Consider the following 16,373-nt stretch of genomic DNA (forward strand, 5'->3'; position numbering starts at 1 on the left):
GGCGCACGTCATGCGCGCCGGAACTGTTCACTCGTTGGAGTGCCAGGCGCGGAAACAATTCCCGCGCTTTGTCGGCTCAGGTGCGCGGCAAGGTGACGCCGCGCTGGCCCTGATACTTGCCACCACGATCCTTGTACGACACTTCGCACTCCTCGTCGGACTGCAGGAACAGCATCTGCGCCACGCCTTCGTTGGCGTAGATCTTCGCCGGCAACGTGGTGGTGTTGGAGAACTCCAGCGTCACATGACCTTCCCACTCGGGCTCGAGCGGGGTGACGTTGACGATGATGCCGCAGCGGGCGTAGGTGCTCTTGCCCAGGCAGATGGTCAGCACGTCACGCGGGATGCGGAAGTACTCGACGGTGCGGGCCAGGGCAAAGGAGTTTGGCGGGATGATGCACACGTCACTCTTGATGTCGACGAAGCTGCCGGCGTCGAAGTTCTTCGGGTCCACGGTGGCCGAGTTGATGTTGGTGAACACCTTGAATTCGTCGGCGCAGCGTACGTCGTAGCCGTAGCTGGAGACGCCGAAGGAGATGACCCGGCTGTCGTGCTCGCCGCGCACCTGGCGCTCGACGAACGGTTCGATCATGCCGTGTTCCTGCGCCATGCGGCGAATCCACTTGTCCGATTTGATGCTCATGGCGGGGTGTCCTGAAGAGTGCAAGGTGAAAAACGAGAAGCGCATCTTACCGGTCCCGGCGCGCGGGTTAAAGTTTCCTTGCCCATCCCGCGCCAGACGGGGCCTGCACCGGCCGCCGATCCGAAATTCATCAAAGCGCTCCTTGACCATTGGCAGGTCGTGGAAAGTGGGTTAAGGTGGCGCCACTGTGCTGCACGTGACACCGAGAATCTCTAGTTTGATGCACGATTATCATCGGCCCATCGCTGAATTTTCTGCTCTCTTTGCACTCAGTCCCGGCCAGGGTTTTTCCTGACCGTAATCAACTTTGTCCAAGGAGACAGAAACATGTCCAACCGTCAAAACGGTACCGTCAAGTGGTTCAACGATGAGAAAGGCTACGGCTTCATCACCCCTCAGTCGGGTGACGACCTGTTCGTGCACTTCAAAGCCATCCAAGCTGACGGCTTCAAAACCCTGAAAGAAGGCCAGGCTGTTACTTTCGTCGCTACCCGCGGCCAGAAAGGCATGCAGGCTGAAGAAGTTCAGATCGCCTAAGTCGATCTCGCTTCCTCGCTTTCAAAAAAACCCGCCATTGGCGGGTTTTTTTGTGCCTGAGCGAATGGTCAGAAGCGATCGGGGGAGCGAGCTTGCCCGCTCCCACATGACTTCCTGAACCTCAATCCTCGCTGATGGTGATGCTCGGCATCGCCGGCGCCGCCGCTTCCTGCAGCACGATCCGCGCCCCCACCTGCCGCGCCAGCTCCTGGTAGACCATGGCGATCTGGCTTTCCGGCTCGGCAATCGCGGTCGGCTTGCCACTGTCGGCCTGCTCGCGGATAAGCATCGACAACGGCAACGATGCCAGCAGTTCGACACCGTACTGGGCCGCCAGCTTCTCGCCGCCGCCTTCACCAAACAGGTGCTCGGCATGGCCGCAGTTTGAGCAGATGTGCACCGCCATGTTCTCTACCACGCCCAGCACCGGGATGTTGACCTTGCGGAACATTTCCACGCCCTTCTTGGCATCCAGCAGCGCCAGATCCTGCGGGGTGGTGACGATGACGGAGCCCGCCACCGGCACCTTCTGCGCCAGGGTCAGCTGGATATCGCCGGTGCCTGGCGGCATGTCGATCACCAGGTAGTCGAGGTCGTCCCAGGCGGTCTGGGTCACCAGTTGCAGCAACGCCCCCGAGACCATCGGGCCGCGCCAGACCATGGGCGTGTTGTCATCGGTGAGGAAGGCCATGGACATGACCTCGACGCCATGGGCCTTGATCGGCACGAACCACTTCTGCTCGCGCACCTGCGGGCGGGTGCCCTCGGGGATGCCGAACATCACACCCTGGCTGGGGCCATAGATGTCGGCGTCGAGTATCCCCACCCGCGCACCCTCGCGGGCCAGGGCCAGGGCCAGGTTGGCGGCGGTGGTCGACTTGCCGACCCCACCCTTGCCCGAGGCCACGGCGACGATGTTCTTGACGTTGGCCATGGCCGGCACCTGAGCCTGGGCCTTGTGCGTAGCGATCACACAGTCAATGCCGACCGAGGCCGAAGTCACACCGTCGAGGTTCTCGATGGCGGTCTGCAGTACCTGCGCCCAGCCGCCCTTGAACAGCCCGGCGGCATAGCCCAACTGCAACTGCACATTGACTTGCCCACCCTGGATTTCGATGGCGCGCACGCAACCGGCGCTGACCGGGTCCTGGTTCAGGTAGGGGTCGGTGTACTGGCGAAGCACGCCTTCGACGGCGGCACGGGTAACGGCACTCATGGAGGCTCCCATTGGCAAACTGAATACGGAACAGGCGCCTATGCTAACCCGTCAATCGTCAGCGGATGCGTTGTTGGGGTGAAATATATTCGCCAGCCCTTTATAGTGGCCGATCACCCTCATTTTTACCCCGTAGCCAGATAAGTAGCCGAGCCACCATGTCCGAGCCACGTCAGATTCTCGTCACCAGCGCCCTGCCCTATGCCAATGGATCGATCCACCTTGGCCACATGCTCGAGTACATCCAGACGGACATGTGGGTGCGCTTCCAGAAGCTGCGCGGCAACCAGTGCATCTATGTCTGTGCCGATGATGCCCACGGTTCGGCCATCATGCTGCGTGCTGAAAAGGAAGGCATCACGCCCGAGCAACTGATCGCCAACGTCCAGGCCGAGCACAGCGCCGACTTCGCCGACTTCCTGGTCGATTTCGACAACTACCACTCCACGCACAGCGAGGAGAACCGCGAGCTGTCGAGCCTGATCTACACGCGCCTGCGCGATGCCGGGCATATCGCCACCCGTTCGGTCACCCAGTATTTCGACCCTGAAAAGGGCATGTTCCTCGCCGACCGCTTCATCAAGGGCACCTGCCCCAAGTGCGCAGCCGAGGACCAATACGGCGACAACTGCGAAAAATGCGGCGCCACCTACGCCCCGACCGAGCTGAAGAATCCCAAGTCGGCCATCTCCGGCGCTACCCCGGTACTGCGTGATTCCCAGCACTTCTTCTTCAAGCTGCCCGACTTCCAGGCCATGCTGCAACAGTGGACCCGCAGCGGTACCCTGCAGGACGCCGTGGCCAACAAGCTCGCCGAGTGGCTGGACTCCGGCCTGCAGGAATGGGACATCTCCCGCGACGCTCCGTACTTCGGTTTCGAGATCCCGGGCGAGCCAGGCAAGTACTTTTATGTCTGGCTGGACGCGCCGATCGGCTACATGGCCAGCTTCAAGAACCTCTGCGCGCGCCGACCGGAACTGGACTTCGACGCGTTCTGGAAAGAAGACTCCACGGCCGAGCTGTATCACTTCATCGGCAAGGACATCGTCAACTTCCACGCCCTGTTCTGGCCGGCCATGCTCGAAGGCGCGGGCCTGCGCAAGCCGACCGCGGTCAACGTGCACGGCTACCTGACCGTCAACGGCGCGAAGATGTCCAAGTCGCGCGGGACCTTCATCAAGGCGCGCACCTACCTCGACCATCTGCAGCCGGAGTACCTGCGCTACTACTACGCCGCCAAACTGGGCCGCGGTGTCGACGACCTCGACCTGAACCTCGAAGACTTCGTGCAAAAGGTCAATTCCGACCTGGTCGGCAAGGTGGTCAACATCGCCAGCCGCTGCGCCGGTTTCATCCACAAGGGCAATGACGGCGTAATGGTCGCCGGTGACGCCGCGCCGGAGCTGACCGAAGCCTTCCTCGCGGCAGCCCCGTCGATTGCCGAGGCCTATGAAGCCCGCGATTTCGGGCGCGCCATGCGCGAGATCATGGCCCTGGCCGACCGTGCCAACGCCTGGATCGCCGACAAGGCCCCGTGGTCGCTGGCCAAGCAGGAAGGCAAGCAGGACGAGGTGCAGGCCATCTGCGCCCAGGGCGTCAATCTGTTCCGCCAGTTGGTGATCTACCTCAAGCCGGTCCTGCCGGTGCTGGCCGCCGACGCCGAGGCCTTCCTCAATGTCGCGCCGCTGACCTGGAACGACCACCAGTCGCGCCTGGAAAACCACCAACTCAACCCGTTCAAGGCGCTGATGAGCCGCATCGAACCGGCCAAGGTCGAAGCCATGATCGCCGCCAGCAAGGAAGACCTGCTGGCCGCCGAGGCCAAGACCGCCCCGGCGGGCAATGGCGAGCTGGCCAAGGACCCGCTGTCGGCCGAAATCGAGTTCGACACCTTCGCCGCAGTCGACCTGCGCGTGGCGCTGATCGTCAAGGCCGAAGCCGTGCCGGGTGCAGACAAGCTGCTGCAATTGACCCTGGACATCGGTGACGAGCGTCGCAATGTGTTCTCGGGTATCAAGTCGGCCTACCCGGATCCGTCCCAGCTGGAAGGCCGTCTGACCATGATGGTGGCCAACCTCAAGCCACGGAAGATGCGCTTCGGCGTTTCCGAGGGCATGGTCATGGCAGCCGGTCCGGGCGGCGAGGAAATCTACCTGCTCAGCCCTGACAGCGGTGCCAAGCCAGGCCAGCGCATCAAGTAACCGCCTTAAGTAACTACCATGCCCCGGCCACCTGGCCGGGGCATTTGCATCTGCCACCCGCTGCCGGATAATGGCGCCATCCTCCCGCCGTCGGCATCCCCATGAGTGACTACGTTCTGGTCCTGGTCAGCGCCGCGCTGGTCAATCACCTGGTCCTGCAGGCAGAACCGGGCGAGCGAGCGCGCCTGCATGCGCTGGGGCTGTGCAGCGCACTGCTGATCCTCCTGGCACTGCCAGTCGGGGCATGGATCTACCAGCAACTGCTCGTGCCATCACAGTTGCAGGACCTGCAGTTGTTGCTCTTCCTGCCGCTGCTGGCGGCGTTGGCCTGGGCGCTGCCGAACCTGCTGCAACGCCTGCGGCCAGACTGGCCAACACAAGGCCTGCCGAGTCTGCTGAGCGCTAATGCCGTGGTGCTAGGCTTGCTGGTGCAACTGTCCAATGCCGAAATGTACGGCTGGCGCCTGCTGGCGTGGCCACTTGTTACCGCTTTGGGCTTCTGGCTCGCGCTGATGTTGTATGCGGACCTGGACATGCGCAGCCGCCAAGCCGAGGTACCCACGGCATTACGCGGCCTGCCTATCCAACTGATCGGTGCCGGGCTTATGGCCATGGCTTTTTCGGGACTCAATGGGCTCTTCGCACAATGAGCCTGACTCTTAACACCGGCGTCTTGCTGCCGGCATTTCAAAACGCCGCCCGACACTACTTCGAGGAACTGCCGCCCCATGCCGCCATCTGATCCGCGCCTGCGCAGCGCCATGCAACTGGTGCTGCTGGCCTGTGTCCCGGGGCTGCTCGCGCTGTTCTGGCTGCATGGCTGGGGCGTGCTGATCAACCTGCTGCTGAGCAGTTGCGCGGCGCTGGCCACCGAGGCCGTGCTGCTGAGCTGGCGCAAGCTGCCGGTGGCCTCGACCCTGGGCGATGGCAGCGCGCTGGTCACCGCCGTTCTGCTGGCTGCGGCCCTGCCCATTCAGGCACCCTGGTGGTTGCCGGTAATTGCAGCCTGTGTCGCCATTGGCCTGGGCAAACAGGCCTTCGGTGGAGTGGGACGCAACCTGTTCAACCCGGCCATGGCGGGCTACGTGTTCGTACTGCTGAGCTTCCCCCTGCAAATGAACCACTGGCCCGCCCAAGCACCCGGATTGCTTGAGAGCCTGAACCTGAGCCTGGGTACCGGCGATCGCATCGATGCCTGGGCCAGCCCCACGGTGCTCGACGTACTGCGCCACAACCGCAGCCTGACCATCGACGAACTGTTTGCCAGCCATTCGGCCTTTGGCCACCTCGGTGGACGTGCAAGCGAATGGGTCAACCTCGCCTTTCTGCTCGGCGGGTTGTTCCTGATGCAACGCAAGGTCTTCGGCTGGCATGCGCCGGTCGGCCTGCTCGGCGCCTTGTTCCTGTTCAGCCTGGTGGGTTGGAATGGCTCCGGCTCCGACTCCAATGGCTCACCATTGCTGCACCTGCTGTCGGGCTCGACCATGCTGGCCGCGTTCTTCATCGCCACCGAGCCAGTATCCGGTTGCCGACAGCCATTGGCCCGCCTGCTGTTCGGTGCCGGCGCCGGCATGCTGATCTACCTGATCCGTACGTGGGGCAGCTTTGCCGACGGCACGGCATTCGCGATCTTGCTGATGAACCTTGCCGCACCGTCCCTGGATCGCTGGGCGCAACGCCGCCAAGAGGCCTGCCTGTGAATGCCCGTTGGTGCAGCGCTGCCTGCCTTCTGCTGCTGGCACTCCTGGCCGTCGCCACGACACTGGCCTGGCAACGCTTCACTGCCGAACCGATTGCACAAGCATCGCGCCAGTGGCAGGAACGGCAATGGCTGGCGGTGCTGCCGCCGGGCAGCTACGACAACCAGCCCTTGCAGACACCCTTGGCACTGGCAGATACCAGCCTGCGCCACAGCCGCCTGCTCGCCGGTTACCGTGCCACGCTAGGCGGCAGCCCTACCGCCATCCTGCTGCACAACAGGTTCCAGGGCTATGGCGGCGCCATCGAAATGGTCATCGCCATCGACACCCACGGTCGCCTGGCAGGCATGCGTGTACTTGAGCAACAGGAAAGCCCCGGCCTGGGCGACCAACTGGCAGACCCTGCCCGTCACTGGCTCGACCAGTTCATTGGCCGGGCACACGAAGGCACCCCGGAGCAGGCCTGGGCGATCAAGCGTGACCAGGGCGCGTTCGATCAGCTGGCCGGGGCGACGGTAACTTCCAGGGCAGTCATCGAGGCGATCCAGGATGCGCTGCGCTACTTCGACGACCACCGCGAGGCACTGCTCGACGAGGCGCGCCCATGAGCAGGTTCTGGCTAGTGATGATCAGCCTGGCACCGTTGCTCGGCGCGACCCGGACCATTGTCCAGGCTATCGCCATCAGCCTTTGCGCCTGCCTGCTGACACGCCTGCATCAGGCGCTGATGGCACCACTGCGTAGCCACCTTGCCCAAGGCGCCAGCCTGTGGGCGAGCGCTTTACTGACCGCCACCTTGGTAACCTGTCTGCACCTGGGGCTGCGGGCGTGGGCCCTGCCCTTGGCCGAGCAACTTGCCCTCTACCCCCTGTTGCTGGCGCTGCCCTGCCTGGCATGCGAGCAGTTGCTGCCACAGACTCACCGCTACCGCCAACTGTGCCGCGGCCTGGGTGGGCTCTTGGTGGCCAGCCTTGCCCTGGGTATCTGTCGACAAGTGCTCGCCGACGATCTCGGCCTGCACATTGCCACGCTCGCTCCCGGCGCCTTGATACTGCTCGGCCTGCTGCTGGGCTTGTACAATCACCTGCGCCCATCGACCACCTCACCACGCCGTCTAGGAAGCCGTTGACCCCATGAATGCCGCCAAACGCCTGGAGATTTTTCGCAGGCTGCATGAAGACAACCCCGAACCCAAGACCGAACTGGCCTACTCCACCCCCTTCGAACTGTTGATCGCGGTGATCCTCTCGGCCCAGGCGACGGACGTCGGCGTCAACAAGGCTACCGCACGCCTGTTTCCGGTCGCCAACACGCCGCAGGCCATCCACGCCCTGGGTGTCGAAGGCCTGAGCGAGTACATCAAGACCATCGGGCTGTACAACAGCAAGGCCAGGAATGTCATCGAGACCTGTCGCCTGCTGGTCGAACTGCACGGTGGTGAAGTCCCGCAGAGCCGCGAAGCGCTGGAAGCCCTGCCCGGCGTCGGCCGCAAGACCGCCAACGTAGTGCTCAACACCGCCTTTCGCCAACTGGCCATGGCCGTCGATACGCATATATTCCGGGTCAGCAACCGCACGGGTATAGCGCCGGGCAAGACCGTTCTGGAAGTCGAAAAGAAACTGCTCAAGTTCGTGCCAAAGGAGTATCTGCTCGATGCCCACCACTGGCTGATCCTGCATGGCCGCTATGTCTGCCAGGCCCGAAAACCCCGCTGTGGCAGCTGCCGAATCGAGGACCTGTGCGAATACAAGCTCAAGACCTCGGACGATTGAAGCAATAGCTGACAACAGCACAAGGCGATTGAAAAAATCTTTTTTACCCGCTCTGCGATTCCCGTTATAAGGACGGCCAATGGCCCTTTGGCTTGGAGTGACGCATGAGCACCGATAAAGAAGATCTGGCGAACGACGACGACTTCCAAAGTACGGACGACGACGTGGAGCCGCAGGCCGAACCGGCCAAGACCAACCTTAGCAAGCGCCGCACCATCGACAACATGCTCGAGGAACGGCGCCTGCAGAAGCAATTGGCCGACTTTGACTACGATCTGTAGCGCAAACGTGCAAAAGCCTCCTGAACGGAGGCTTTTTCAATAGGGGTCAGGCCAGCCCATGGCGCTGTGCGAGTTCGATCAGATCCACCAACGAGCGCGCATTCAACTTGAGGAGCAGGCGCGTCTTGTAGGTACTGACCGTCTTGTTGCTGAGGAACATGCTGTCGGCGATTTCCTTGTTGCTTTTGCCTCGTGCCAGTTGTTGCAGCACCATCATCTCCCGGCCGGAAAGCCGCTCGACCATCTCCATTTCCGTGGCGCCTCCCGTACCCGAGCGCCCCTTGTGCAATGCCTGATTGGGGAAATAGCTGTAGCCGGACAGCACGGCCTTGATGGCACTGAGCAGCTCGGTCAACTCCTGTTGCTTGCACACATAACCTGCTGCACCCGCTTGCATGCAGCGCATCGAGAAGTGCCCAGGGGCCTGGGAAGTCAGTACCAGTACCTTGCTCGCGGGGCTCGCCAGCGTCATCCGCGCAATCACTTCCAGCCCATCCAGTTTGGGGATCCCGATATCCAGAATGACAATATCCGGCAGATACTCCCGCGTCAGTTGCAGGGCGTCTACACCATTGTCACTCTCCGCCACCACTTCGTAGCCATGCCGTTCCATCAGCATGCGTACGGCCAGGCGAATGACCGGGTGATCATCCACGATCAGCACTTTATTCATGCGATTCCCATTGATACGTTATTTTTAGTTCGATAGACCACCACACCCGAGCATAACGATTATTTATGCAGCGGTTTCCCTGGTAAATTCACCGAAAGAAGCGGCCTACAATTAATGGAGATTCTTCCTACACACTGCCACTTTCACAAAATGTAATAGATAGAGGTTCGTCGCAACGAATCAGAAAGTAACAGTCGGCATAATTGGATCCAAGTGCTATTGAGTCATACTTCATGCGGGAAAATTCGACTGTACATACTGGATAAATGGTAGGTGTTGAAGCTGCGCCGTGGCCTGGGAGGGAAACAAGGCACGCTTAATACGCGGGGGAAAACGCGCTACAGATGGGCAAAGCATCACCAGGCCCTCATCATGAACCGCGACCCCATCAGTCCGTTGACCCTTATCGCTGTCTTTGCCGGCGTGATCGAAGCGTCTGCCCTGGCATCACTCCCGTTCCTCAGCGAAGACAGCCAGACCCTGTATACCTGGTTCCTGGTGGGCTTCCCGTTTTTTCTCACCGTACTGTTCTTCCTCACCCTCAACTTCAACACTCGCTCGCTGTTTGTACCAGACAGCAATGCCAACAGTGCCGGCAAGCCTGTACGCACACCTGTGGCAGAGAGCAAAGGCGCAATGATCATCGCCATTTCCGGAGCGGACAGTCAGAAGATCATCGAAACCCATGTACTGCGAATGATCGACCGCCCGCACGGGCGACAACGACGCTGGGTGCTGTATAACCTGGATACGCGCACCTGCATCCATCTCTCAGCCGCGCCCATGCCGGATGAAGAGGCCACGACCGCCACCCAGGCAAAAACCCAGGCATGAAAAAACCCGGCCTAGGCCGGGTTTTTTCTTATGCTCGAGGCGGCTTACAGCAGCGAACGACCCTTGTTGGCCGCGATGCGCATACGCAATGCATTGAGCTTGATGAAGCCTGCGGCATCAGCCTGATTGTAAGCCCCGCCGTCTTCCTCGAAGGTCGCGATGTTGGCATCGAACAGCGAATCGTCCGACTTGCGACCCACGACGGTGACATTGCCTTTGTACAGCTTCAGGCGGACAACACCATTCACGTTGAGCTGCGAGGCATCGATCATCTGCTGCAGCATCAGACGCTCCGGGCTCCACCAGTAGCCGGTGTAGATCAGGCTGGCGTACTTGGGCATCAGCTCATCCTTCAGGTGAGCGACTTCGCGATCCAGGGTGATCGACTCGATGGCGCGGTGAGCCTTGAGCATGATGGTGCCGCCCGGGGTCTCGTAACAACCGCGCGACTTCATGCCGACATAGCGGTTCTCGACGATGTCCAGGCGACCGATGCCATTGGCGCCGCCAATGCGGTTGAGGTCGGCCAGCACGGTGGCCGGGGTCTTCTCGACGCCGTCGATGGCGACGATGTCACCGTTGCGGTAGGTCAGTTCGATGTAGGTGGCCTGGTCCGGGGCGTTCTCCGGAGAGACGCTCCATTTCCACATGTCTTCCTCGTGCTCGGTCCAGGTATCTTCCAGGACACCGCCTTCGTAGGAGATGTGCAGCAGGTTGGCGTCCATCGAGTACGGCGACTTCTTCTTGCCGTGGCGCTCGATCGGAATGCCATGCTTCTCGGCGTAGTCCATCAGCTTCTCGCGGGACAGCAGGTCCCACTCACGCCATGGCGCGATGACCTTGACGCCAGGCTTGAGCGCATAGGCACCCAGTTCGAAACGCACCTGGTCGTTGCCCTTGCCGGTAGCACCGTGGGAAATGGCGTCGGCGCCGGTTTCGTTGGCGATTTCGATCAGGCGCTTGGCGATCAGCGGGCGGGCGATGGAAGTACCGAGCAGGTACTCGCCTTCGTAGACGGTGTTGGCGCGGAACATCGGGAAGACGAAATCACGCACGAACTCTTCGCGCAGGTCGTCGATGTAGATTTCTTTCACGCCCATCGCCTGGGCCTTGGCGCGGGCCGGCTCGACCTCCTCGCCCTGGCCGAGGTCAGCGGTGAAGGTCACCACTTCACAGTTGTAGGTGTCCTGCAGCCACTTGAGAATCACCGAAGTATCAAGGCCGCCGGAATACGCCAATACGACCTTTTTTACGTCCGCCATGCCATCACTCCACGGGGTTGTACGGAAAGCCGATGATTCTACCGGCCTTGCCGAAAAATTTACAATGGGGCGACAGCTTGTGACGACAAAGCGACAGGAATTGTCGAGAGCGCGACCCGCTGTCGCACTCAGGATTTCGCTGGAGCGGGCTGGGCGGAAGCGGCCGCAGGCGTCGCAGGCGCAGGTGAGGTAGCCGCGGGTGCCGGGGCCGCCGGCGCAACCGGTGGCGCCGGTTTCTCCAGCGGTTTCTCGACCGGTGTCACGCGCTCGAGCTGGATGTTCACCCGGCGGTTACGCGCCCGATTGGCGGCAGAGTTATTCTTGGCCAGCGGATAGCGCTCGCCGTGGAAGCGCACGGTGATCTGCTCTTCCGGCACGCCATGGGCCTTGAGGTAGTCGGCAACCGCCAACGCCCGTCGACGCGAGGTGTCGCGGTTGGTCAGGCGGTTGCCGCTGTTGTCGGAGTGGCCGTTGAGCTCGATGTGATTGACCGTCGGATCGGCCTTCAAATAATCGAGCAGCACATCCAGGCGCGCACGCGCCGAGCTGTCCAGTTCGATCCCGCCTCCGGGGAAACCAACCTGGGTCTGGCGGATCTGGTCATAGTTCATCGGCAGCAGCTTGGCGGCGCACAGTTGGTAGTCGCTGTAGGCCTTGGCGAAGCTGACGGGCATTACCTGCACTTGCATCGGCCGGCCACCCTCGCCCCGGTAGTTGCGCACCACCGTGCTGCGCCCATCGAGCAGGCCATTGATCAGGCGGCTGGCTTGCCCTTGGCTGGAGGTGAACAACACGCCAGTGCGGGCCATGTGCACCGCACCGAGGTTGATATCGCCCCGCCCTGGCTGCCAGGGGGCCGCGGCGGCCAGCAAGGTGGCTGACCCTGCGCCGAGGACATTGCTGTCCGAACGTAGCTGGAACGTCGGTTGTTCGCCGGCACGGCGCACGAACTCGCCGCTGCCGAAACCGTCGATCGGCTGGATCAGGCGACATTCGAACTGGTCACCCTCGACTTTCCAGGCGACGTTCTCCACGCGGGTCTGGAAGGTCATGGCCCCGGCCGGCAGGCTGGCGACAAGGGTGAACAGGGCTAGGTAACGCTGGCGCACGGTCGGCTCCACTGATTCTGACGGCTTACCTGAATGCTATCGGACGCCTGTCGGAAAACTTGATAGCCGTGCTCGAACAGGGGTTTTCCGGTAGCATTGGCTTCTGAGTTCGACCCGCCTGGAATCTCCAATGTCCGATCGCCTGACCCTCCTGCGCCCCGACGACTGGCACATCCATCTGCGCGATGGTGCCGTCCTGCCTCACACCGTTGGTGACGTGGCGCGCACCTTCGCCCGCGCCATCATCATGCCCAACCTGGTTCCGCCGGTGCGCAACGCCGGCGAGGCCGACGCCTACCGCCAGCGCATCCTTGCCGCACGCCCCGCCGGCAGCCGCTTCGAGCCACTGATGGTGCTGTATCTTACCGACCGCACCAGCCCGGAAGACATCCGCGCCGCGAAGGCCAGCGGGATCGTGTACGCCGCCAAGCTGTACCCGGCCGGCGCGACCACCAACTCCGATTCGGGCGTGACCAGCATCGACAACATCCTGCCGGCAATCGAGGCACTGGCCGAAACCGGCATGCCCTTGCTGGTGCACGGTGAGGTAACGCGCAGTGAGATCGACGTGTTCGACCGCGAGAAGCGCTTCATCGACGAGCACATGCGCCGCCTGGTCGAGCGTTTCCCGACCCTGAAAGTGGTGTTCGAACACATCACCACCAGCGACGCCGCGCAGTTCGTCACCGAGGCGCCGGCCAATGTCGGTGCCACCATCACCGCCCAGCACCTGCTGTACAACCGCAACCACATGTTGGTCGGCGGTATCCGCCCGCATTTCTATTGCCTGCCGATCCTCAAGCGCAACACCCACCAGGTTGCGTTGCTGGATGCCGCGACCAGCGGCAACCCGAAGTTCTTCCTCGGTACCGACTCAGCGCCTCACGCCAAGCATGCCAAGGAAGCCGCCTGCGGCTGCGCCGGCTGCTATACCGCCTATGCCGCCATCGAGTTGTATGCCGAGGCGTTCGAGCAGCGTAACGCCCTGGACAAGCTCGAAGGCTTCGCCAGCAAGCATGGCCCTGATTTCTACGGCCTGGCGCGCAATACCGACACCATCACCCTGGTGCGTGAGCAATGGACCGCGCCGGACAGCCTGCCCTTCGGTGACACCACCGTCATTCCCCTGCGCGCTGGTGAAACACTGCGCTGGCGCCTGCAGGAGGACCACGCGTGAGCGAAGATCTTTACGAAGACGACCAGGACAGCCAGGTCAGCAGCGGCTCGCGCCATCCGATGGCCGAGCGTTTCCGCGGCTACCTGCCTGTGGTGGTGGATGTCGAGACCGGTGGCTTCAACAGCGCTACCGACGCGCTGCTGGAGATTGCCGCCGTCACCATCGGCATGGATGAAAAGGGCTTCCTGTTCCCCGAGCACACCTACTTCCATCGGGTCGAACCGTTCGAGGGAGCCAATATCGAGGCCGCCGCGCTGGAGTTCACCGGCATCAAGCTCGATCACCCGCTGCGCATGGCGGTGAGCGAGGAAAGCGCGCTGACCGATATTTTCCGCGGCGTGCGCAAGGCGCTGAAAGCCAATGGCTGCAAGCGGGCGATCCTGGTGGGGCACAACAGCAGCTTCGACCTGGGTTTCCTCAATGCTGCGGTGGCGCGCAACGATATCAAGCGCAACCCGTTCCACCCGTTCTCCAGCTTCGACACCGCCACCCTCGCCGGCCTCGCCTACGGCCAGACCGTGCTGGCCCGAGCTTGCCAGAGCGCGGACATCGACTTCGACGGCCGTGAGGCGCATTCGGCGCGTTACGACACCGAGAAGACTGCAGAGCTGTTCTGCGGCATCGTCAATCGCTGGAAAGAGATGGGCGGCTGGCGCGATTTCGACGATTGAGCTGCGAGCCACAAGCTTCAAGCGACAAGAAAGAGCTGTCTGCATGCGCCGTGCTTTTCACTTGTAGCGTGCAGCTTGAAACTTGAGGCAAAAAAAAACCGGCCACCAGGGCCGGTTTTTTATGCACTTGGCAAATTACAGCTTGCCAGCGTTCTCGCTCAGGTAAGCCGCGACGCCTTCCGGCGAAGCGTTCATGCCCTTGTCGCCTTTCTTCCAGTTGGCCGGGCAGACTTCGCCGTGCTCTTCGTGGAATTGCAGGGCGTCGACCAAGCGCAGCAGCTCGTCCATGTTGCGGCCCAGCGGCAGGTCGTTGACGATCTGCGAGCGGACAACACCATTGGTGTCGATCAGGAAGGCGCCACGGAAGGCCACACCGCCTTCGGACTCGACGTCGTAGGCCTTGCAGATTTCGTGGGTCATGTCAGCCGCCAGGGTGTACTTGACCTGGCCGATGCCGCCATTGTTGACCGGGGTATTGCGCCAGGCGTTGTGGGTGAAGTGCGAGTCGATCGACACGCCGATCACTTCAACGTTGCGCGCCTGGAAGTCAGGGATGCGGTTGTCCAGAGCGATCAGCTCGGACGGGCAGACGAAGGTGAAGTCCAGCGGGTAGAAGAACACCAGGCCATACTTGCCCTTGATGGCCGAGGCCAGGTTGAAGCTGTCGACGATTTCGCCGTTGCCCAGCACGGCTGGAACGGTGAAGTCCGGGGCTTGTTTGCCAACGAGTACGCTCATTCGATCTCTCCTGATGAGGGGGGAAAACCTTGTCCGGGCGGAACGCGTTCCCCCGGATCCAACAAAGGCTGACCATCATACACAGCTTTGCGTGACAGGCCGAATCTCTACCATCGGTCGCTCTGGCGCGGGCCTTACACAAAGTGTTTTGACAACCATTCTCATTACTATTACTCTCCAACCCATCGAATCAACCTGCGATGGTCAGCCTTTATGTATGTGTGTCTTTGTGTCGGTGTCACCGACGGACAGATCCGCGATGCGATCTACGAAGGATGCTGCAGCTACAAGGAAGTTCGAGCCGCCACCAGTGTTGCCAGCCAATGCGGCAAATGCGCCTGCCTCGCCAAGCAGGTGGTACGCGAAACCCTCACCGAGCTGCAACTGAGCCAGCAGGCCGCCCTGCCCTACCCCGTTGAATTCAACGCGGCGTAATTCCCCCAAATTCGAAGAACCGGACCTAGTGTCCGGTTTTTTTATGCCTGCAATTCAATAAGTTAGCGCTCGAACGCGGTTCACAAACATTCTTATTCCGATTAATTTTCATTTATTATTCAATCACTTAGGTTTGACACAGATAGTTGCGAGGCTCAAACTTGTTTGCATTGGCTCAACTTCTACAGGTCAGACCCCATCATGAAAGGCGACGTAAGCGTCATCCAGCATCTCAACAAGGTCCTCGGAAACGAGCTGGTCGCAATCAACCAGTACTTCCTGCATGCGCGCATGTACGAAGATTGGGGCCTGAATCGGATCGGTAAACTCGAGTACAAAGAGTCCATCCAGGCGATGAAGGATGCAGACAAGCTGATCAAGCGCATCCTCTTTCTCGAAGGTATTCCCAACGTCCAGGACCTGGGCAAGCTCATGATTGGCGAGCACACCAAAGAGATGCTCGAGTGCGACCTGAAGCTCGAGAAAAAGGCTCACGTCGACCTGAAAGCCGCCATCGCCCATTGCGAAACCGCTGGCGACTTCGGTTCGCGCGACGTGCTCGAGGACATCCTCGAGGACCAGGAAGAGCACATCGACTGGCTGGAGACTCAACTGGGCCTGATCGACAAGATCACTATCGAGAACTACCTGCAGTCGCAGATGGGCGAAGAGTAACTGCAAGACCGACGACAACAAAAAGCCCCGCTATTGCGGGGCTTTTGCATCCTGGCAAGGAACGCCGGAATCAGGCCTCGGAAGCCTTGGCCTTGGCGGCCGCATCCTTGATCAGGGTCTGCAGTTCACCATTTTCGAACATCTCGATCATGATGTCGCTGCCGCCGACCAGCTCACCCGCCACCCACAGTTGCGGGAAGGTAGGCCAGTTGGCGTACTTGGGCAGGTTGGCGCGGATTTCCGGGTTCTGCAGGATGTCGACATAAGCGAACTTCTCGCCGCACCCCATCACGGCTTGCGAAGCCTTGGCCGAGAAGCCGCACTGCGGGGCATTCGGCGAACCTTTCATGTAAAGCAGAATGGTGTTGTTGGCGATCTGCTCTTTGATTGTATCGATGATATCCATGAAGCACCTCGGCTGAACTTTCCGACTGGGTCGTCGGCACGGT

20 protein-coding genes are annotated in these 16,373 nt (G+C 61.3%); 13 read left to right on the forward strand and 7 right to left on the reverse strand.

Features of this window, described 5'->3' with window-relative positions; all coding sequences use genetic code 11:
• Positions 1-76 precede the first annotated feature (76 nt).
• Complete coding sequence (gene dcd / locus LU688_RS21550; protein WP_023630764.1) at positions 77-643, reverse strand: dCTP deaminase; 567 nt, start codon at positions 641-643, stop codon at positions 77-79.
• Between the two features lie 327 nt (positions 644-970).
• Here dcd and LU688_RS21555 point away from each other — a divergent pair, with 327 nt between their 5' ends.
• A complete protein-coding gene (locus LU688_RS21555; protein ID WP_012273869.1) occupies positions 971-1,180 on the forward strand; it encodes a cold-shock protein in 210 nt (69 codons plus the stop codon).
• Positions 1,181-1,301: 121 nt separating this feature from the next.
• Here LU688_RS21555 and apbC read toward each other — a convergent pair whose 3' ends face one another.
• Positions 1,302-2,396, reverse strand: a complete 1,095-nt coding sequence (apbC, locus tag LU688_RS21560; RefSeq protein ID WP_023630763.1) for an iron-sulfur cluster carrier protein ApbC — start codon at positions 2,394-2,396, stop codon at positions 1,302-1,304.
• A gap of 158 nt (positions 2,397-2,554) precedes the next feature.
• Here apbC and metG point away from each other — a divergent pair, with 158 nt between their 5' ends.
• From metG to LU688_RS21595, 7 genes are all read left to right on the forward strand, one after another.
• Positions 2,555-4,597 carry a methionine--tRNA ligase gene (gene metG, locus LU688_RS21565; RefSeq protein WP_046854465.1) on the forward strand — a complete coding sequence of 681 codons (2,043 nt, stop codon included), beginning with the start codon at positions 2,555-2,557 and terminating at the stop codon, positions 4,595-4,597.
• A gap of 101 nt (positions 4,598-4,698) precedes the next feature.
• Complete coding sequence (locus LU688_RS21570; RefSeq protein WP_023630762.1) at positions 4,699-5,247, forward strand: Rnf-Nqr domain containing protein; 549 nt, start codon at positions 4,699-4,701, stop codon at positions 5,245-5,247.
• A 78-nt stretch (positions 5,248-5,325) separates the two neighbouring features.
• Positions 5,326-6,297, forward strand: coding sequence for an RnfABCDGE type electron transport complex subunit D (locus LU688_RS21575; RefSeq protein WP_094012394.1), 972 nt, complete (start codon positions 5,326-5,328; stop codon positions 6,295-6,297).
• Positions 6,294-6,905, forward strand: a complete 612-nt coding sequence (locus LU688_RS21580) for an RnfABCDGE type electron transport complex subunit G (RefSeq protein WP_094012395.1) — start codon at positions 6,294-6,296, stop codon at positions 6,903-6,905. The genes LU688_RS21575 and LU688_RS21580 overlap by 4 nt, the downstream gene beginning before the upstream one ends.
• Positions 6,902-7,426: an Rnf-Nqr domain containing protein gene (locus tag LU688_RS21585; protein WP_160290660.1), complete on the forward strand. Its 525-nt coding sequence runs from the start codon at positions 6,902-6,904 to the stop codon at positions 7,424-7,426. Before LU688_RS21580 ends, LU688_RS21585 begins: the two co-directional genes overlap by 4 nt.
• Before the next feature lie 4 nt (positions 7,427-7,430).
• Positions 7,431-8,069, forward strand: a complete 639-nt coding sequence (gene nth, locus LU688_RS21590; protein WP_023630758.1) for an endonuclease III — start codon at positions 7,431-7,433, stop codon at positions 8,067-8,069.
• A gap of 104 nt (positions 8,070-8,173) precedes the next feature.
• Entirely contained in the window at positions 8,174-8,350 is a 177-nt protein-coding gene (locus tag LU688_RS21595) for a PA3496 family putative envelope integrity protein (RefSeq protein ID WP_023630757.1), read from the forward strand.
• Between the two features lie 46 nt (positions 8,351-8,396).
• Here the strand turns inward: LU688_RS21595 and LU688_RS21600 are convergent, their stop codons facing one another.
• On the reverse strand, positions 8,397-9,023 hold the full coding sequence (locus tag LU688_RS21600; protein WP_023630756.1) for a response regulator transcription factor: 627 nt from the start codon (positions 9,021-9,023) through the stop codon (positions 8,397-8,399).
• Positions 9,024-9,395: 372 nt separating this feature from the next.
• Between LU688_RS21600 and LU688_RS21605 the strand changes: the two genes are divergently transcribed.
• The gene (locus LU688_RS21605; RefSeq protein ID WP_023630755.1) at positions 9,396-9,857 is read left to right on the forward strand and encodes a hypothetical protein; all 462 of its coding nucleotides are present in this window, start codon (positions 9,396-9,398) and stop codon (positions 9,855-9,857) included.
• A gap of 44 nt (positions 9,858-9,901) precedes the next feature.
• On the opposite strand, the gene LU688_RS21610 is transcribed toward LU688_RS21605, so the two are convergent.
• Both LU688_RS21610 and LU688_RS21615 read right to left on the reverse strand, forming a co-directional pair.
• Positions 9,902-11,119: an argininosuccinate synthase gene (locus LU688_RS21610; protein ID WP_023630754.1), complete on the reverse strand. Its 1,218-nt coding sequence runs from the start codon at positions 11,117-11,119 to the stop codon at positions 9,902-9,904.
• Between the two features lie 128 nt (positions 11,120-11,247).
• On the reverse strand, positions 11,248-12,228 hold the full coding sequence (locus tag LU688_RS21615) for a flagellar protein MotY (RefSeq protein WP_094012396.1): 981 nt from the start codon (positions 12,226-12,228) through the stop codon (positions 11,248-11,250).
• Between the two features lie 130 nt (positions 12,229-12,358).
• Between LU688_RS21615 and pyrC the strand changes: the two genes are divergently transcribed.
• Both pyrC and rnt read left to right on the forward strand, forming a co-directional pair.
• Positions 12,359-13,405, forward strand: coding sequence for a dihydroorotase (pyrC, locus tag LU688_RS21620; RefSeq protein WP_038706662.1), 1,047 nt, complete (start codon positions 12,359-12,361; stop codon positions 13,403-13,405).
• Positions 13,406-13,464: 59 nt separating this feature from the next.
• Positions 13,465-14,076, forward strand: a complete 612-nt coding sequence (gene rnt, locus LU688_RS21625) for a ribonuclease T (protein ID WP_236661015.1) — start codon at positions 13,465-13,467, stop codon at positions 14,074-14,076.
• 135 nt (positions 14,077-14,211) lie between these two features.
• Here the strand turns inward: rnt and LU688_RS21630 are convergent, their stop codons facing one another.
• The gene (locus LU688_RS21630; RefSeq protein ID WP_023629028.1) at positions 14,212-14,814 is read right to left on the reverse strand and encodes a peroxiredoxin; all 603 of its coding nucleotides are present in this window, start codon (positions 14,812-14,814) and stop codon (positions 14,212-14,214) included.
• Positions 14,815-15,027: 213 nt separating this feature from the next.
• Here LU688_RS21630 and LU688_RS21635 point away from each other — a divergent pair, with 213 nt between their 5' ends.
• Positions 15,028-15,249, forward strand: a complete 222-nt coding sequence (locus tag LU688_RS21635; RefSeq protein ID WP_038706663.1) for a bacterioferritin-associated ferredoxin — start codon at positions 15,028-15,030, stop codon at positions 15,247-15,249.
• Positions 15,250-15,450: 201 nt separating this feature from the next.
• Positions 15,451-15,924 carry a bacterioferritin gene (gene bfr, locus LU688_RS21640; protein WP_023629026.1) on the forward strand — a complete coding sequence of 158 codons (474 nt, stop codon included), beginning with the start codon at positions 15,451-15,453 and terminating at the stop codon, positions 15,922-15,924.
• A gap of 70 nt (positions 15,925-15,994) precedes the next feature.
• Here the strand turns inward: bfr and grxD are convergent, their stop codons facing one another.
• Positions 15,995-16,330 carry a Grx4 family monothiol glutaredoxin gene (grxD, locus tag LU688_RS21645; protein ID WP_031314504.1) on the reverse strand — a complete coding sequence of 112 codons (336 nt, stop codon included), beginning with the start codon at positions 16,328-16,330 and terminating at the stop codon, positions 15,995-15,997.
• Positions 16,331-16,373: the final 43 nt, after the last annotated feature.

Origin of the sequence: Pseudomonas soli (assembly GCF_021283165.2) — a bacterium.
GTDB lineage: Bacteria > Pseudomonadota > Gammaproteobacteria > Pseudomonadales > Pseudomonadaceae > Aquipseudomonas > Aquipseudomonas soli.

Coding starts and splice junctions, on each gene's coding strand:
- metG (WP_046854465.1), top strand. CDS start 2,555: ATGTCCGAGCCACGTCAGATTCTCGTCACCAGCGCCCTGCCCTATGCC.
- LU688_RS21555 (WP_012273869.1), top strand. CDS start 971: ATGTCCAACCGTCAAAACGGTACCGTCAAGTGGTTCAACGATGAGAAA.
- LU688_RS21575 (WP_094012394.1), top strand. CDS start 5,326: ATGCCGCCATCTGATCCGCGCCTGCGCAGCGCCATGCAACTGGTGCTG.
- LU688_RS21635 (WP_038706663.1), top strand. CDS start 15,028: ATGTATGTGTGTCTTTGTGTCGGTGTCACCGACGGACAGATCCGCGAT.
- LU688_RS21610 (WP_023630754.1), bottom strand. CDS start 11,119: ATGGCGGACGTAAAAAAGGTCGTATTGGCGTATTCCGGCGGCCTTGAT.
- pyrC (WP_038706662.1), top strand. CDS start 12,359: ATGTCCGATCGCCTGACCCTCCTGCGCCCCGACGACTGGCACATCCAT.
- LU688_RS21570 (WP_023630762.1), top strand. CDS start 4,699: ATGAGTGACTACGTTCTGGTCCTGGTCAGCGCCGCGCTGGTCAATCAC.
- LU688_RS21600 (WP_023630756.1), bottom strand. CDS start 9,023: ATGAATAAAGTGCTGATCGTGGATGATCACCCGGTCATTCGCCTGGCC.
- nth (WP_023630758.1), top strand. CDS start 7,431: ATGAATGCCGCCAAACGCCTGGAGATTTTTCGCAGGCTGCATGAAGAC.
- grxD (WP_031314504.1), bottom strand. CDS start 16,330: ATGGATATCATCGATACAATCAAAGAGCAGATCGCCAACAACACCATT.
- dcd (WP_023630764.1), bottom strand. CDS start 643: ATGAGCATCAAATCGGACAAGTGGATTCGCCGCATGGCGCAGGAACAC.
- LU688_RS21605 (WP_023630755.1), top strand. CDS start 9,396: ATGAACCGCGACCCCATCAGTCCGTTGACCCTTATCGCTGTCTTTGCC.
- rnt (WP_236661015.1), top strand. CDS start 13,465: ATGGCCGAGCGTTTCCGCGGCTACCTGCCTGTGGTGGTGGATGTCGAG.
- LU688_RS21630 (WP_023629028.1), bottom strand. CDS start 14,814: ATGAGCGTACTCGTTGGCAAACAAGCCCCGGACTTCACCGTTCCAGCC.
- LU688_RS21585 (WP_160290660.1), top strand. CDS start 6,902: ATGAGCAGGTTCTGGCTAGTGATGATCAGCCTGGCACCGTTGCTCGGC.
- LU688_RS21595 (WP_023630757.1), top strand. CDS start 8,174: ATGAGCACCGATAAAGAAGATCTGGCGAACGACGACGACTTCCAAAGT.
- apbC (WP_023630763.1), bottom strand. CDS start 2,396: ATGAGTGCCGTTACCCGTGCCGCCGTCGAAGGCGTGCTTCGCCAGTAC.
- bfr (WP_023629026.1), top strand. CDS start 15,451: ATGAAAGGCGACGTAAGCGTCATCCAGCATCTCAACAAGGTCCTCGGA.